Source organism: Cesiribacter andamanensis AMV16 (genome assembly GCF_000348925.1).
Classification (GTDB): domain Bacteria; phylum Bacteroidota; class Bacteroidia; order Cytophagales; family Cyclobacteriaceae; genus Cesiribacter; species Cesiribacter andamanensis.
Genome location: NZ_AODQ01000040.1, coordinates 17,054 through 33,215 on the forward strand (window position 1 = coordinate 17,054; position 16,162 = coordinate 33,215).

A 16,162-nucleotide genomic window follows, 5' to 3' on the forward strand; every position below is an offset into this window, starting at 1 on the left:
CCATTATGGCAAACCCCTATAAACACTTTGAGACGCAAGCCATCCGCACGCAAAGCAGACAAAGCGAGCACCGGGAGCATTCTGCCCCCATCTACATGACCTCCAGCTTTACCTTTGAGGATGCCGAGCAGGCCCGCGCCCTGTTTAACGACGAGCAGGAGGGCAACATTTATACCCGCTTCTCCAACCCCAACAACAACGAGCTGGTCGACAAACTCTGCCTGCTGGAGGGTACTGAAGCGGGCATTGCCACGGCCTCGGGCATGGCCGCCATGTTCAGCAGCATGGCCGCCTTTTTACAGGCCGGCGATCATGTACTGGCCTCCCGTTCCCTCTTTGGCTCTACCCACCAGATCCTGACCAAGATCTTTCCCAAATGGGGCATTACGCATACCTATGCCGATATCGACAGGCCCGAAAGCTGGGAGGCCCTCATCCAAAAAAACACAAAGATGATCTTTGTGGAGACCCCCTCCAATCCTGGCCTGGACCTGGTAGACCTGGAGTGGCTGGGCCAGCTGGCGGCGGCCCACAACCTCTTGCTGAACGTAGACAATTGCTTTGCCACCCCCTACCTGCAGCAGCCCGCCAAATGGGGTGCCCAGCTGGTGACCCATTCAGCCACCAAATTTATCGATGGGCAGGGGCGTACCATTGGGGGTGCCGTGCTGGGTAGTAAAGAACTAATCAATGAGGTGCGCTTCTTTGGGCGCCATACCGGCCCGGCTCTCTCGCCTTTTAATGGCTGGATACTATCCAAAAGCCTGGAAACCCTGGCGGTGCGCATGGACAAGCATTGCGACAATGCCCTGAAGATTGCCGAATACCTGGAAGGACATCCCGAGCTGGAGTTTGTGAAATACCCCTTTTTGCCCTCACACCCCCAGCACGACCTGGCCAGAAAGCAGATGCGGCAGGGGGGAGCCCTGATTACCTTTAATGTGAAGGGGGGGCTGGAACGCGGCCGCCTGTTTCTGGATCAGTTAAAAATGATCTCTTTTACGGCCAACCTGGGCGATACCCGCACCAGTGCTACACACCCAGCCTCCACCACCCATTCCAAGCTTTCGGAAGCCGAGCGGCAGGCGGTTGGCATTTACCCCGGCCTGGTGCGCATTAGTGTAGGGCTGGAAAATGTAAATGATATCCTGGAAGATATTGAAGGCGCCCTGCGTGCCTCCAAGGGGGTGCGGCAGGTGGCGGCCTCATGAACGAAGGTTCGCTCGCTGGCGCGCGTTTGCAACGCGTGCCTCACAATGAAATGAATAAAAACTTACAAAGTGTAAAGCATATAAAATCAAGATGAGGCACGCGTTACAAACGCGCGCCAGCTAGAGGATTGAACACGCGCCGACTACGATCCCTAAAGACAGAAACAAACAGAAAAATAGAATATGACACCCCCCTTCCGCCTCCCTGCTTCCCCCATGACTGCATGTTGTCGTGCCACTGGCATGTGCTGTAGCAGCATGTGCTGTTGCATGTGTTGTATGCCCGCCTGTACCCCCGGATCCATCCGACGAAGGGAATAATCTATCTCAATACCAGAAAGATTAGCCTCTGTGGATGTCCGCAGAGGCTTTTTTCATTTTCAAGAAACACTACTACCATGTCTACTATACCCCATATCATACCCACCACCCTATCCGACGCTGCCCGAGCCGATGTGCTGGAGCTGCAGGAAAAAATTAGCGGCTTTAAGAGCGGCCGCATCCCCGAGGAGCGTTTCAAGGCCTATCGCCTCACCCGGGGCGTTTACGGCCAGCGCCAGCTTGGCGTTCAGATGTTTCGCATCAAAATTCCCTATGGCAAACTGACCGCCCGGCAGCTGGTGCGTATAGCCGATATTGCCGAGGAGTTTACCAACGGCAATCTGCACACCACCACCCGCCAAAACATTCAGCTGCACCATGTGCACCTGGAAGATACCCCCGCCATGTGGGCCCGGCTGGAAGAGGTAGGCATCACCACCCGGGAAGCCTGCGGCAATACGGTGCGCAACATCACCGCCTCCCCCACGGCCGGCATCGATCCGGACGAGCCTTTTGATGTGGCCCCCTATGCCGAAGCCCTTTTCCAGTACTTTTTGCGCAACCCTATCTGCCAGGACATGGGCCGCAAGATCAAGATCGCTTTTTCCAGCAGCCAAAAGGATTCGGCCTATACCTACTTCCACGACTTTGGCTTTATTCCGCGCCTACAGGTGGTGGATGGCGTAGAGAAGCGGGGCTTTAAGGTAGTGGTTGGCGGCGGGCTGGGGGCCCAGCCCTACATTGCCGAAACGGCCTTTGAGTTTCTGGAAGAAGAGAAGATTATCCCCTTTACCAATGCCGCCCTGCGCATTTTTGATCGCTTCGGCGAGCGGGAAAAGCGCATGAAGGCCCGCCTGAAATTTCTGCTGGATGAAAAGCGAGGCCTTAGCCTGGCGCAGTACAAGCAGCTGATCGAGCAGGAATACCCTGCCCTCCCGCATAAGGAGTACACCGTAGACCGTAGCCTGGTGGAGCAGCCCGTTATTCCGGAGGCCAGAACCTGGCCCGAGATTGCCATACTGGACCAGCAAAAATTTGAGCAGTGGAAAAAGATTAACCTTTTTGAGCAAAAGCAAGAGGGATTCTATACCGTGCAGATCAAGCTGCAGCTGGGCAATCTCTCATCCGAAACCGCCAAAGAGCTGGCTTCCCTGCTGCAGGAAGGCCTGGCCGCCGATGATATCCGGGTGACTATAAACCAGGGCCTGCTGCTGAAGTTTGTGCGTCCCGAGGCCCTGCCCTACCTCTTTTACCGCCTCAACCACCTGGGCCTGGCCGAGCCGGGCTTTGGCACCATAGCCGACATTACGGCCTGCCCCGGCACCGACACCTGCAACCTGGGCGTCACCAACAGTACCGGCGTAGCCCTGGAGCTGGAGCGCCTCCTGAAAGAAGAGTACCCGGAGCTGATCGGCGACAGCCGCATTGCTATCAAGATCAGCGGCTGCATGAACTCCTGCGGCCAGCACATGGCGGCCAACATTGGCCTGCATGGCAGCTCCATCAAGCATGGCGCCCTGGTGGTACCGGCCCTGCAGGTGGTGCTGGGCGGCGGTGTAGACCCCTCGGGCAAGGGGTATATCGCAGAAAAAGTGGTGAAGCTGCCTACCAAAAAGATCACCCAGGCGCTACGCCTCCTGCTGGACGATTATGATGATGGCGCCCTGGAAGGCGAGTACTTCAACGACTACTTTACCCGCAGGGGCAAGCCCTACTTCTACAGCCTGCTCAAACCCCTGGCCGACCTGAGCAAGCTGGAGCAAAGCGACTACATTGACTGGGGCCATACCGATGCCTTTATCCCCGAGATCGGCACCGGCGAATGCGCCGGGGTAAGCTACGATGTGGTGGGCACCATCATTACCGATGCCGAAGAGCGCCTCCATTATGCCCATAAGGCAGTAGCCGTCCAGAAATGGGCCGATGCCATTTACCATGCCTACAGTGCCTTTGTAATAGGCGCCAAGGCCCTGCTGCTGAGCAAAGACCTGCACTGCAATACCCATCAGGGCATTATCCAGGATTTTCAGCAGCACTTCTACGCTACAGGAGAATTTGCCCTGGACCTGCCCTATGACGAGCTGGTACTGCAAATCAACAAACAAGAACCTACGGAAGCATTTGCCGGGCACTATCTGCAGCAGGCCGATGATTTTCTGCAAAAAGTGCTCGCCAAACGCCAGCAGCAGCTGGAGCAAAGCAAGGTAGAGAAAGTAGTGGTCGATACGTATTACAAAGCCTAAAACAATGAACGGAAAATTAACACTGGTAGGAGCCGGCCCGGGCGATCCCGAGCTGATCTCCCTGAAAGGAATAAAGGCCCTGACGGCAGCCGATGTGGTGCTCTATGATGCCCTGGTGCATCCCGAGCTGCTGGACTACGCCCCCCGCAGTGCCCCAAAAGTGCATGTGGGCAAGCGGGCCGGCCGCCACAGCTACAAGCAGGAGGAGATCAACCAGCTGATCGTCCGCTTTGCACTGGCCGGCCATCATGTGGTGCGCCTCAAGGGAGGCGACCCCTTTATCTTCGCCCGTGGCAAAGAAGAGGCCGAGTATGCAGAAGCCTTTGGCATCCCCACCGAGGTGGTGCTGGGCATTTCCAGCATTAACCTGCCGGGCTACTATGGCATCCCCCTTACCCGAAGGGGGACCAATGAAAGTTTCTGGGTGATTACGGCTACGACTAAAGAAGGCGTACTCTCCGCCGATATTGCCCTGGCGGCGCAGTCCAGCGCTACGGCGGTAATCTTTATGGGGCTGGGCAAGCTGGAAGAAATTACTGGCCTGTACCAGTATTGGGGCAAAAAAGACACCCCTGCGGCCCTTATCTCCAAAGGGTCGCTCCCCGATGGCCGGGTGGTGTTCGGCACGGTGGGAGAACTGGTGCAGCTGCGGGACAGGGAGCGCATTGCCTCTCCTGCCCTGATAGTGATTGGCGAGGCCGTAGGCACCCACGAGCATTTCTATGAAAAGGTGCATGCCCTGCTGGCCCCTACCCCTACTTCCAACGCTAAAAAGGTATCGGCATGAGCCATCAACCACCATCCCCTGCCGAAGGCAACCTGCTGTTTCCGGTCTTTTTAAAGATCGATCTGTTACAGATCCTTCTTGTGGGCGGCGGCTATGTAGGCCTGGAAAAACTACAGGCCCTGCTCAAAAACAACCCCAACGCCAAAATTACGCTGGTGGGCAAAACCATCCGGCCCGAAATCAGGCAACTGGCGGCCCTGCACCCCTCGGTCTGGCTGCTGGAAAAAGGGTTTGATCCGGATGACCTGCACGGCATCGACATCCTGATCCTGGCCACCGACAGCCGGCAGACCAATGCCTGCATACGGGCGCTGGCCAAGCAGCAGGGCATCCTTACCAATGTAGCCGATACGCCGGAGCTCTGCGATTTTTACCTGGGCTCCACAGTCAAAAAGGGGGATCTGAAGATTGGCATTTCTACCAATGGCAAATCGCCCACCTTTGCCAAACGCTTCCGGGAGCTGCTGGAAGAGGGCATTCCGGATGAGGTAGACCTCCTGCTGCACAACCTTCAGCAACTGCGCAGTACCCTGCATGGTGATTTTCAGGAAAAAGTAAAATTGCTGAATGCCTATACCGCCTCCCTGGTAGCCCAGGCTGCCCCCAAACCCGATGAAGTACCATGATCGTAGAAGAAACCGATTCGCTTACGCTTCGCTTTGCCGGCCTAACCCCTCAGGAGCGGCTGGAAGCTCTTTTTCGGCTGGTGCCGCAGGAACAGGTGCTGTTTACCTCTTCCTTTGGCAGTACCTCAGCCGTATTGCTCCACCTGCTGAGCCGGGTACGGCCGGGTATGCCGGTGCATTTTGTAGATACGGGCTTCCATTTTCCCGAAACGCTGGCCTACAAAGAGCTTCTGGCCGGGCGCCTGGGTCTGAGGCTGATTGATGTGGGGGCCGATGCGCGCCGCCACCGCTTTACCCGGGAAAATGAAACCTGGCGCTACAATCCGGATCTGTGCTGCTACATCAATAAAGTATATCCGGTAGATCGGCTCAAGGGGGACTATAAGGTCTGGATCTCGGGGCTACTGGGCTTTCAGAATCCTCAGCGGCAGCAAAAAACCCTATTCGAAAAGAAGGGGGATATTCTCAAGCTACACCCCATCCTGGATATGTCTCAGCAGGAAGTTTTGCTTTACCTGAAGGTGTGGGACCTGCCGCTACACCCCCTGCTGGCGCAGGGCTACGAGTCCATAGGCTGCACCCATTGCACCGCCCGGGGCCAGGGCCGCAGCGGCCGCTGGATGGATAGTACCAAAACCGAGTGCGGACTGCATGTGTGATGCCCAAAACGATGGTGGCCCGACTTGGACTTAGCGTTGGGCCACCATCGTTTTCATCAGGTTTTCTGCTTTTTCTTTTTGGCTGCCGGAAAGAGAATGTTGTTGAGAATAAGCCGGTAGCCGGGTGAGTTGGGGTGCAGGTTGAGGTCGGTGGGCTCTTCGCCTACCTGGTGGGTGTAGTCTTCCGGATCATGGCCGCCATAAAAAGTCCAGAAGCCCTGGCCAAATACGCCATGGATGTAGCGCACCTCACCAGCTGTTTTGGTCTCGCCCATCACCACCACATCGGGTTTTACCAGATTGCTTCTAAAGGCGGTGGTCTGGCCCAGAAAGCCCTTAACGGTGCTCACATGGTTTTGGGTAAGCATGGTGGGAATGGGGTCCCATTTGGCCGAGAATTCAAACAGCTCAAAGAAATCGTTTTGTTCGGTGAGCCCGCGCTCCCGGGGCTGCATGTCAATGTTGCTGTACTCATACACCAGGGGGTTGCGCTCCAGCAGAAAGTTCTGGAAGGCAAAGGTGTTGGCAAAATCAAGCTTTTGCTGGGCCGCCGGATCGGCCGGGTCACCATCGTACATTTCGGCTACCATATCTACCCCATCAGCCGCCAGAGCAATATCATAGGTATCGGTGGCCGAGCACATGGCAAAGAGAAAACCGCCGCCGGTCACAAACTCCCGGATCTTTTTACCACCCCCAGCTTCATGAGCGATACCTTGCCAAAACCATGCCGGCGGGCCACATCTTCATACTCCATTTGCTGCTGGCGGTACCAGGGCTCGTTGCGGTAAATGGCATAAAACTTGCCAAACTGGCCGGTAAAATCCTCGTGGTGCAGGTGCAGCCAGTCGTACTTGGGCAACTGGTCGGTCAGCAGCTCATCATCAAACACAATATCGTAGGGAATCTCAGCATAGGTAAGCACCAGGGTTACGGCATCATCCCAGGGCTGCTTGCTCTTGGGCGAGTATACAGCAATTTTGGGCGCTTTCTCCAGCTTCATGGCATCCTGGTTGGTGGCAGGGCTGGCAATTTCATTGAGGATCTGCCGGCCGCTGGCATCGGAGATCACCTCATAGCTTACGCCCCGGATCACCAGCTCGTTTTCCACCTTCTGGCTCCAGCGGGCCATAAAGCTGCCCCCCCGGTAGTTGAGCAGCCACTCCAGCTCCTGCCCCTGGTCCAGCACCCAATAGGCAATGCCATAGGCCTTCAGGTGATTGGTCTGCTTGGCATCCATGGGGATAAACAGATAATTGGCCCGGGCCCCGGCAGCCAGGAACAAAAAAATAAGGAGGAGGAAGAGATTACGCATGATCATGACCGATTATACCCCTTTTAACGGACTTTATGGAAAACTTATACAAAGTAATGACTGAAGTTGTTAATTTAAAGTTCCGAAAAAAGGATTCAGCCAGCACCACCGCCGCAAGGGTGCTACCTGCAGCGGCAAGGGGCAGCTAACAGGAGCTGTGCTACTCAACCAGCAATACAGTGGATTTAAAAGAAAATATAAGTGAAGGACTTCGGTCCATACGGGCCAACCTACTTCGCAGCGTGCTTACGGCTGCAATTGTGGCCATTGGCATCACCGCTCTGGTGGGGATCCTGACGGCCATAGACGGCATGCAGGCCTCCATTACCAACAACTTTGCATCGCTGGGGGCTAACTCCTTTAAGATTGAAAGCAAAGATGCCGGCAATCAGCGCAGAATGCAGGGCCGGCAGGAGAAGACCTATCCCGAGATCACCTTCTTTGAGGCAAAGCGCTTTAAGGATTACTTTTCAGTCCCTGCCGATATCTCCATCAGCACCATGATCACCTTTGGTGCGGAGCTCAAGTACGGATCCAAAAAAACCAACCCCAACATGGTGGTGCTGGGCGGCGATGAGAATTTTCTGGCACAATCGGGCTATACCCTGGCCGAAGGGCGTAATTTCACCCCTAACGACATTCAGCTGGGCACCAACCTGGTGATCATAGGCCCCACCATTCGGCAAGCGCTTTTTGAGCGCAACGAGGAGGCTGTAGGGGCCGATATCATGCTGCTGAACAACCGCTTTAAGATCATTGGGGTGATGGATGAGGCCGGCTCCATGGGCGGCAACAGCGGCTCCAGCCGGGCGGCCATCATTCCCGTAACCGGCGCCAGCCGCTTTGCCACCAACCAGGCCCTGGCCTATACGGTAGAAGTAAGTATCCCCAACCCCCAGGAAATGGACAATGCCATGGGCGAAGCCACCGGCCTGATGCGCGCCATTCGCCAGGATGCCCTGGGGCAGCCCGATTCCTTTGAGCTGAGCCGCAACATTTCGGCGGCCGAAGAGCTGGCCAGCATCTCCGGCAAAATGCGCATTGGCGGCTTTGTGATTGGCATTATTACCCTGCTGGGTGCCTCCATTGGCCTGATGAACATTATGCTGGTGTCGGTAACCGAGCGCACGCGCGAAATTGGGGTGCGCAAAGCCCTGGGCGCCACCCCTCAGAAAATCAGGCTGCAGTTCCTTATAGAAGCTACCGTAATTTGCCTGCTGGGCGGTATTGCCGGCATTGTGTTTGGCATCCTGATCGGCAACCTGGTGTCTTCTCTGGTAGGCGAAGGGGGCTTTCTGATCCCCTGGCTCTGGATCATGGCCGGCGTAAGCATCTGCATTCTTGTAGGCCTGGGCTCGGGCTATTATCCCGCCCGCAAGGCTTCTCGCTTAGATCCGGTAGAATCCTTGCGTTTTGAATAAAACTATCGCAAATTAGATGCATCTTGTGCTCTATTGCGTTATATAGTAATTGGGCCACACCAATTAGATGCTGCAGCGGGCTACCATATTCCTTATCCTGATTCTGAGCCAGGGGGCGTTTGCCCTTGCTCAGCAGCAAGAGCTTGTGCTTACCGGTGTGTACAATGGCCGCAACCTCTACGTACAAAACCCCTTATCCGGCAACCTGAAGGACTACTGCACCCGGGAGGTGTGGGTAAACGGCGAGCTTATCTTCCAGAATCCCCGCTCCAGCGCCTATACCATTAATCTCTCCCACCTGAGCACCAAAGCGCCGGTAGAGATCAAGATCCGCTACAGCGAGGGCTGCATGCCCAAGGTGATCAACCCCCAGGTGGTACGGGAACTGGCCAGCTTTAAGTACCTGGCCGTGCATGCCGATAGTGCCCACGTTAGCTGGACTACCAATAACCAGCAAAAAGGCGGAAAATTCTTTCTTGAGCACTGGATCAACGAGCAGTGGACCCCTATTGCCACCCTCTCGGCCGAAGAAGGGCAGGCCCGCTACCAGGCCCGTGTTAATCATTATTCCGGCCTTAATCGCTACCGCATTAAGTTTTTGCAGGATGATGGAGAAATGTATTACAGCAATGTGATTGACCACAGCGCACAGATAGCGCCGGTTACCTTCTCCCCTACCCGGGTTTCAGACAAGATCTTTCTGAGCCGGGATACCGACTACGAGATTACCGATACCGGCGGCAAACCCCTGCTCAAGGGCAGCGGCAATGAGATCTTTGTGGGCAATCTGGCCAGCGGGGTCTATTACCTGAAGATCAACAACCGCACCGAGAAGTTCTTTAAGAAGTAAACTTCTGCCCATCTCAGCCGGCCGTGGCGCTGCATCCGCCCAGGCCAAATTCCCTTATCCTATTTCCAGCTCAAGTGCCAGGCCAGCCTCTGCTGCTGCTGCTGCAGGCTTGCCATCGGGCTGCAGGTAGTGGCAGCCGCAGCTCTCGGTGCGGGCCAGGGCTGCCCGGGTCACCAGCTGCGCCACCTGCACCAGGTTGCGCAATTCCAGCCAGGGAGGGGATAGCCGGCCCAGGGCCTGGGCCTCCTCTACCTCATGGGCCAGCTGTTCCAGCAGGCGCTGGCAGGCCAGCAGGCCGCTACGGGTACGCACAATGCCAGCATACTGCCACATGCCTTCCTGCAGTTGCTGCCGAAGCAGCCCGGCAAGGGCACTCTCGTGGGCTAGGGGAACAAAGCAGCTCTCAACCGGCCGCAGGGGGGCTGCTGGCACAGGCTGCGCCAGGGCATGTTGGGCAGCGCGGCGCCCCATGATCCAGCCCTCGGGCAGGGAGTTGCTGGCCAGCCGGTTGGCGCCATGCAACCCGGTGCAGGCACACTCGCCGCAGGCATAAAGGCCCGGCAGCGTGGTTTGACCATGCGCATTGGTGCTAATGCCGCCGCACATGTAATGGGCGGCCGGCACCACAGGCACCAGCTGTTCCTGCGGATCAATGCCCTGCTGCAGCAGGGTTTGGTAAATGGCCGGAAAGTGCTGCGAGAAATGCTCCTGTGACAGCCGCCGCATATCCAGAAAAAGGGAGTCGGCCCCGCTTTGCTGCATCTCCTGCTGCATGGCCTGGGCCACTATATCCCGCGGTGCCAGCGAACCCAGCGGATGGTAGCGGTGCATAAAGGGCTCTCCAGTAGGCAGCACCAGTTCTGCGCCTGCGCCCCGCACCGCTTCACTGATCAGAAAAACCGGCTGGCCCGGCTTGTAGAGGGTGGTTGGGTGAAACTGTACAAACTCCATATCGGCCAGCTGGGCCCCGGCCCGGTAGGCCATGGCCACCCCATCACCTGTGGCCATGGCAGGGTTGGTGCTGTACTGATACAGCTGGCCGGCGCCTCCGCTGGCCAGTACTGTGGCCCTGGCATAAAAGGTGCAGAGCAGATTATGCTCCACATCCAGCACCCGGGCGCCCATGCAGCGCTTTTGGCCGGAGCGGCTATCAATCATCAGATCAAGCGCCAGGTGATGTTCCAGCAGCCGAATGTGGGCATGCTGTTGCACCGCCTGCAGCAACTGCTGATGAATGTATTTGCCTGTCTGGTCCCGGGCATGCACAATCCGGTGGTGGCTGTGGCCACCCTCCAGACCAAGGGACAGCTTGCCCCCCGGCAGGGTATCAAAGGGTACTCCCAGCGCCAGCAGCTCACTGATGCAGCCGGGGGCTTCGGTTGCCAGCAGGGCCACTGCCTCGGGATTATTGAGTCCGCTGCCGGCGGCCAGGGTATCGGCCATATGGGCCTGCCGGCTATCGCTGCTGGCCAGTGCGGCGGCCAGTCCGCCCTGGGCAAGGTTGGTGTTGCAGGCGGCAGCCTCTGATTTGCACAGTACGGCCACCCTGCCCCCCTCAGCGGCCTTAAGGGCAAAGCTAAGACCGGCTATGCCACTGCCGATCACCAGAAAATCATAGGATTCCATAGGGGGGTATCAGGCAAAGTCCAGCATACGCCTAATGGGCAGATAGGCCTTGCGGCAGATCTCTTCGTCCAGCTCAATGCGGAAATCGGTTTCTGCCGGAGTGTCCAGGGCGCGCATGGCCGCCAGGGTGCGGTATACATCAATCTGCTTCATGTGCGGGCAGCGGATGCAGGGCACTACAAATTCTTTTTGGGGATAGAGGCCGCGCAGGGTAGCACCCAGATCACATTCCGAGGCCAGAATAAACTGCTGCGCCTGGCTTTCGCCTACATACTTGATGATATCGGTGGTGCTGCCCAGTATGCCCCCGCTGCGGCTCAGGGTACGCATGATCACCTCATCGGGCACCTCCCAGTGCACCAGCAGCTCGGCTTCGGGGTACATCATCTGCAGGCCCATGATCTGGTTGGGGGTAAACTGCTCATGCACCTCACAGCTTCCCTGCCAGAGAATCAGGTCCTTGCCGGTTTCGGCCTTGATGCGGGTTTGGAGGTTACGGCCCATGTACAGGTCGGGCAGAAAAATGAGCTGATCGCCCGGCATGGCTTTGGCAATTGCCAGCGCGTTGCGGGAAGTGCAGCAGATATCGGCTTCGGCCTTGGTTTCGGCATAGGTGTTTACATAGGCCACCACGGGCACACCCGGATATTTTTTCTTCAGAAAGCGCACATCCTCTCCAGAGATGCTTACGGCCAGGGAGCAGCCGGCCTTCATACTGGGCAATAGCACCGTTGCCGCCGGGCTGAGCACTTTGGCGGTTTCGGCCATGAATTTCACCCCGCAGAAGACAATGGCCCGGGCCCTGGTCTGGCTGGCGGCCACACTCAGGCCAAGCGAATCGCCCACAAAATCGGCTATGCCGCCATCGGCATCGGTTACCTGCAGCTCGGCCGGCATATAATAATGCGAGAGCACCACGGCCCCTTTCTGGCGCTTGAGCTCCCGGATCTCGTCAATGGCTTGCTGCAGTTTTGGGTTGGATAGCACGTGCTCGTCGGCCCCCATCTGACGCAGCTGGTGGGCAAATCTGGTAGATGTTGTACTGATCATGGCAGAAAAAAGAGTAGCGTTGCGGAGAGAGCGTGGGTAGAGAAGGCTTAGGAATTAACCGCCAGGTTGGTAAGAAAGGCATGGCCTGCTTCCACCTCATGGGTCAGGTCGTGTATGGTCCTTTTGTTAAATACTCTGGCCAGACCATCCCGGTATACTTTAAAATCTTCGTGCAGGGGGCAGGGATGGGCATCGGAGCATTGTTTCATGCCCAGGCCGCAGCGTTTAAACGCCTCTCCCCCATCAATCACCCGAACCACATCCATCAGGGTGATGGTGCTGGCGGGCCGGTCCAGATAAAAGCCCCCATGCGGACCCTTTACGGAGGCGATGATCCCCTTGCGTACCAGGTCCTGCAGAATTTTGCCAATAAAGTGCAGGGGCAGCTCCAGCTCAGACGCCACCTCTTTTATGCCTACTTTATTCGTTTCCGAGCTGTGGATGGCAATGTACATGAGCGATCGAATCGCGTATTCGGAGGTCTTGGTCAGCATTCCGTGTGCTTGTTTTTTTAAAAGATCAGGCATGGCATAGGTGCTGGCGCCCGATGAAGGGCAAGTTAGTATAAAATTGAAAGCATACGGCTGAGATTTATCAACCTAAAACATGACTTTATACCACAATGGGACCCTGCCACTGCTAAAAGATACGCATAAAGCCGTATTTTAGACCACTTATTATCAGCTTAGCCAGAAATGTGGCGTAAAATCATCTTCTGGCAGCGGCCCATGCTCGGCCAGCAGCTCGCCGATCTGCTGCAGCTGCAGCGGACTGGCCCGTTCTTCCAGGTAGGGGAAAAGCTGGCGTTCCTCAAAGCGTATGTGGGCATTGAGCATTTCCTGCAGGTCGTTGAGCGGCTCCTGGCCATCCGGCAGCTGTTGCTCCAGTTCCTCAAACATCTGGCGCAGCTGGGCATGCTCACTTTCAAATTGCAGGCGCAGGCGGTCCTGGGGCAGCAGCATGGGCTGCAGAATTTCTTCTTCCTTGCGAAAATGCTCCCGCAGGTGTAGCTGCCAGTAATACACCGCATAGTCGCGCATCACCTGCAGGGATACCCCCTTGCTCAGGCCCTGCTTGATCTTCCAGCAAAAGAGCAGCCCAAAATGATGTTCTCTGGAGAGGGGTACCAGGTTTGGATCTCGTTTCATAGGGGTAGTGTAAAGGCCTTCCGCCAGCAGATACCCCCTGGGCTGCTGCCGGCAGAAGGCTACTTGCTTATACTTCTTTTAAGAGCTCCTCTTCCAGCATAAGCGCCTTGGGAAAGAGAATGTTGTTTTCCAGGTGGATGTGCTGGTGCAAATCAGCCTCAAAGTCCTGCAGCGCCTGGAAGGCCAGACGGTAGGTAGTGCAGGCATCGGCCGGCAGGGTATAATTGTCGGTGATTTCCCGGATTTTTTCCAGGCCTTCGCCGGCCGACTCGTGCTCCTGCTCCATCATGCGGATGGGGTTTCGCACCGTGCCGAATGGGGGTAATTCCATCACGCGCTCCTGCTTTTTTATCTGGCAGATGCGGCGCACATAGGGGAAAAGCACTTTTCTTCCTTTGCCATATGCTCTTCCAGCTCGGCGGCTATGCCGGCAAAAATGGTTGCCACCTGCAGCAGCTCGGGGTGGCGGCCGCCATGTACCCGGGCGATCTTGGTGGTGTACTCATAGATGGCCGGCAGGGCGTGGCGAACAAAGCTGTGGTGGGTATTTTCGATGAAATCAGCCAGAAAGTCCAGCTCCCAGCTATCGTAATTCAGTCCCCTATTGGCGGAGGTATCCGACAGGGCATTCAGCTCCTGCTCCAGCGCTGCCTTGCTGATCCCCTTATCGGCACATACTTTATCCAGGGTCTTTTTGCCGCCGCAGCAGAAGTCAATTCCGTAGCGCTTGAACACCTGCGCCCGGCGGTAATCTTTGGCCACCAGCTCGCCAATGGTGGGGCTCTCCTCGCTGGCCAGTTTGCTGATGTGCACCTCCCATACTTCGGGGCCTTCTTCCAGATAGGTCCAGGTAAAGATGGGGCCGCGCTCGCCCAGCAACTGGTAGTAGAGGGGCTTGGGGTCGTGGTCGTTATGGATGATAAAGCCTTCGCCGCCCTGCAGGCTGTCGAATTTCTGGAAAATGGTGGGGTGCTTTAAGCGAGGCTCAATCTGGGTTACATCTAGTACATTTAAGGTATCTGCAGTTGCCATAGCAATGGGATATGGGTGAATGATAGAGCAAAGATAAATGATTAAAAGATATAAAGGTCTTTTTATATACATTATTTTTCTTTTACCTTCGCTTTTGTCCAAACCTGAGAAAAGTCATGGTTCGGCAGCGGTCATTGGCCGATCTTCCAGTCTGCTTACGTCTTTCAACCACAGCTATTTTTATGAAAAAAACCAAAATCCCCAAGCCAAAAGGCCTGCGCATTGGCCGCTATTTCACTAAAGACCAGCCCGATCCCTACAGCCATTTCTCCTTTACCCGCCGCAGCTCTACCATCCGCAACCCGGCCGGCGACACCGTTTTTGACATGCAGGGGGTAGAGGTGCCCGAGGCCTGGTCGCAGATTGCTACCGATATTCTGGCCCAAAAATATTTTCGAAAAACAGGGGTACCCCAGCCCGATGGCAGCCTGGGCAGCGAAAGCTCTGCCCGGCAGGTGGTGCACCGCCTGGCCCATTGCTGGCGCAGCTGGGGCGAGCGCTGGGGATACTTTGCCAGTCCGGATGATGCCCAAGCGTTTTATGACGAGCTGGTGTACATGCTGCTGGGCCAGTACGCCGCTCCCAACTCTCCGCAGTGGTTCAATACCGGCCTGTACGAGAGCTACGGCATTGATAGCCCGGCACAGGGACATTACTATATAGAGCCCGTTACCGGCGCCCTGCGGGAGAGCCACTCGGCCTACCAGCGCCCACAGCCCCATGCCTGCTTTATCCTGTCCGTAAAAGACGATCTGGTAGCCGATGGGGGTATTATGGACCTGCTGGTGCGCGAGGCCAAGGTCTTTAAATATGGCAGTGGCGCGGGCACTAACTATTCTGATATCCGCGGGGCCAATGAAAAACTAAGCGGGGGCGGCTTCTCCTCCGGCCTGATGTCCTTTCTGAAGGTGGGCGATCGGGCTGCCGGGGCCATTAAGAGTGGAGGCACCACCCGGCGAGCAGCCAAAATGGTGGTGGTGGATATGGACCATCCCGAAATTGAAGAATTCATCAACTGGAAAGTAGAGGAAGAGAAAAAAGTAGCGGCCCTGATTGCCGCCGGCTACTCCTCCGACTACGAGGGCGAGGCCTACCGCACCGTTTCGGGCCAGAATGCCAACAACTCGGTACGGATTCCCAATGCCTTTTTTGAGGCGCTGCAGCAGGGGGGTACCTGGCCCCTTACTGCCCGGAGTACCGGCAAGGTACTGAAAGAAGTGCCTGCCAGCATGCTCTGGAAGCAGCTTACCGAGGCTGCCTGGAACTGCGCCGATCCGGGTGTGCAATTCAGCTCAACCATAAACGAATGGCACACCTGCCCGGCCGAAGGGCCCATTCGGGCCTCAAACCCCTGCTCAGAATATCTTTTCCTGGACAATACGGCCTGCAACCTGGCCTCGCTTAACCTGCGCAAATTTTACCGGGAAGAAGAAGGTCGGTTTGATGTAGCCGCCTTTGAACATGCCTGCCGGCTCTGGACGCTGGTGCTGGAAATTTCGGTACTGATGGCGCAATTCCCCTCCAAGGAGGTAGCGCAGCGCTCCTACGAGTACCGCACCATTGGCCTGGGCTATGCCAACCTGGGCGCCCTGCTGATGGTGGCCGGCCTGCCCTATGATAGTCCGCAAGCCCGGGCCATGGCCGCCGGCATTACCGCTTTGATGACAGGTACGGCCTATGCCAGCTCGGCCGAACTGGCGCAGCAGCTGGGGCCCTTCCAGAAGTTTGCCGAAAACCGGGAGGCCATGCTGCAGGTTATGAAGCATCACCGGGCTGCCGCCTGGGGCCATACAGAAGCGGTAAAAGCCCTCAGCATTGCACCCCAGCTGCTCAACCCAGCCCATTGCCCCGATTACCTGCTGCAGGCTGCCCG

At 56.6% G+C, this 16,162-nt stretch carries 13 protein-coding genes and 2 pseudogenes; 8 read left to right on the forward strand and 7 right to left on the reverse strand.

All coding sequences use genetic code 11. The features are described from left to right. Window positions 1-5: 5 nt before the first annotated feature. From ADICEAN_RS09245 to ADICEAN_RS09265, 5 genes are all read left to right on the forward strand, one after another. The gene (locus ADICEAN_RS09245) at window positions 6-1,211 is read left to right on the forward strand and encodes a trans-sulfuration enzyme family protein (RefSeq protein ID WP_009195313.1); all 1,206 of its coding nucleotides are present in this window, start codon (window positions 6-8) and stop codon (window positions 1,209-1,211) included. 398 nt (window positions 1,212-1,609) lie between these two features. Next, window positions 1,610-3,775 (forward strand): HEPN domain-containing protein, encoded by a 2,166-nt coding sequence (locus ADICEAN_RS09250; RefSeq protein ID WP_009195314.1) that lies wholly within the window; start codon window positions 1,610-1,612, stop codon window positions 3,773-3,775. A 4-nt stretch (window positions 3,776-3,779) separates the two neighbouring features. Beyond that, window positions 3,780-4,562, forward strand: a complete 783-nt coding sequence (cobA, locus tag ADICEAN_RS09255) for a uroporphyrinogen-III C-methyltransferase (RefSeq protein WP_009195315.1) — start codon at window positions 3,780-3,782, stop codon at window positions 4,560-4,562. Further along, on the forward strand, window positions 4,559-5,188 hold the full coding sequence (locus ADICEAN_RS09260) for a precorrin-2 dehydrogenase/sirohydrochlorin ferrochelatase family protein (RefSeq protein WP_009195316.1): 630 nt from the start codon (window positions 4,559-4,561) through the stop codon (window positions 5,186-5,188). The genes cobA and ADICEAN_RS09260 overlap by 4 nt, the downstream gene beginning before the upstream one ends. Further along, the gene (locus tag ADICEAN_RS09265; protein ID WP_009195317.1) at window positions 5,185-5,847 is read left to right on the forward strand and encodes a phosphoadenylyl-sulfate reductase; all 663 of its coding nucleotides are present in this window, start codon (window positions 5,185-5,187) and stop codon (window positions 5,845-5,847) included. The genes ADICEAN_RS09260 and ADICEAN_RS09265 overlap by 4 nt, the downstream gene beginning before the upstream one ends. A gap of 56 nt (window positions 5,848-5,903) precedes the next feature. Here the strand turns inward: ADICEAN_RS09265 and ADICEAN_RS09270 are convergent. Then, window positions 5,904-7,162, reverse strand: a pseudogene (locus tag ADICEAN_RS09270) (asparagine synthetase B). Window positions 7,163-7,341: 179 nt separating this feature from the next. Between ADICEAN_RS09270 and ADICEAN_RS09275 the strand changes: the two are divergent. After that, window positions 7,342-8,583, forward strand: coding sequence for an ABC transporter permease (locus ADICEAN_RS09275; RefSeq protein WP_009195320.1), 1,242 nt, complete (start codon window positions 7,342-7,344; stop codon window positions 8,581-8,583). Between the two features lie 67 nt (window positions 8,584-8,650). Then, window positions 8,651-9,433 carry a T9SS type A sorting domain-containing protein gene (locus tag ADICEAN_RS09280; protein ID WP_009195321.1) on the forward strand — a complete coding sequence of 261 codons (783 nt, stop codon included), beginning with the start codon at window positions 8,651-8,653 and terminating at the stop codon, window positions 9,431-9,433. Between the two features lie 54 nt (window positions 9,434-9,487). Here the strand turns inward: ADICEAN_RS09280 and nadB are convergent, their stop codons facing one another. The 6 genes from nadB to ADICEAN_RS09305 all read right to left on the reverse strand — a co-directional run bounded on the left by nadB (window position 9,488) and on the right by ADICEAN_RS09305 (window position 14,289). Beyond that, window positions 9,488-11,059, reverse strand: a complete 1,572-nt coding sequence (gene nadB / locus ADICEAN_RS09285; protein WP_009195322.1) for an L-aspartate oxidase — start codon at window positions 11,057-11,059, stop codon at window positions 9,488-9,490. 9 nt (window positions 11,060-11,068) lie between these two features. Continuing rightward, entirely contained in the window at window positions 11,069-12,109 is a 1,041-nt protein-coding gene (gene nadA / locus ADICEAN_RS09290; RefSeq protein ID WP_009195323.1) for a quinolinate synthase NadA, read from the reverse strand. A gap of 47 nt (window positions 12,110-12,156) precedes the next feature. Continuing rightward, window positions 12,157-12,636 carry an RrF2 family transcriptional regulator gene (locus tag ADICEAN_RS09295; RefSeq protein ID WP_236612889.1) on the reverse strand — a complete coding sequence of 160 codons (480 nt, stop codon included), beginning with the start codon at window positions 12,634-12,636 and terminating at the stop codon, window positions 12,157-12,159. 153 nt (window positions 12,637-12,789) lie between these two features. Next, window positions 12,790-13,257 carry a hemerythrin domain-containing protein gene (locus tag ADICEAN_RS09300; RefSeq protein WP_009195325.1) on the reverse strand — a complete coding sequence of 156 codons (468 nt, stop codon included), beginning with the start codon at window positions 13,255-13,257 and terminating at the stop codon, window positions 12,790-12,792. 67 nt (window positions 13,258-13,324) lie between these two features. Beyond that, on the reverse strand, window positions 13,325-13,588 hold the full coding sequence (locus ADICEAN_RS23230; protein ID WP_236612890.1) for a hemerythrin domain-containing protein: 264 nt from the start codon (window positions 13,586-13,588) through the stop codon (window positions 13,325-13,327). A gap of 17 nt (window positions 13,589-13,605) precedes the next feature. Beyond that, window positions 13,606-14,289 carry a DUF542 domain-containing protein gene (locus ADICEAN_RS09305; protein ID WP_009195327.1) on the reverse strand — a complete coding sequence of 228 codons (684 nt, stop codon included), beginning with the start codon at window positions 14,287-14,289 and terminating at the stop codon, window positions 13,606-13,608. Window positions 14,290-14,471: 182 nt separating this feature from the next. Between ADICEAN_RS09305 and ADICEAN_RS09310 the strand changes: the two are divergent. Continuing rightward, a pseudogene (locus ADICEAN_RS09310) lies at window positions 14,472-16,162 on the forward strand (vitamin B12-dependent ribonucleotide reductase); the annotation flags it as partial.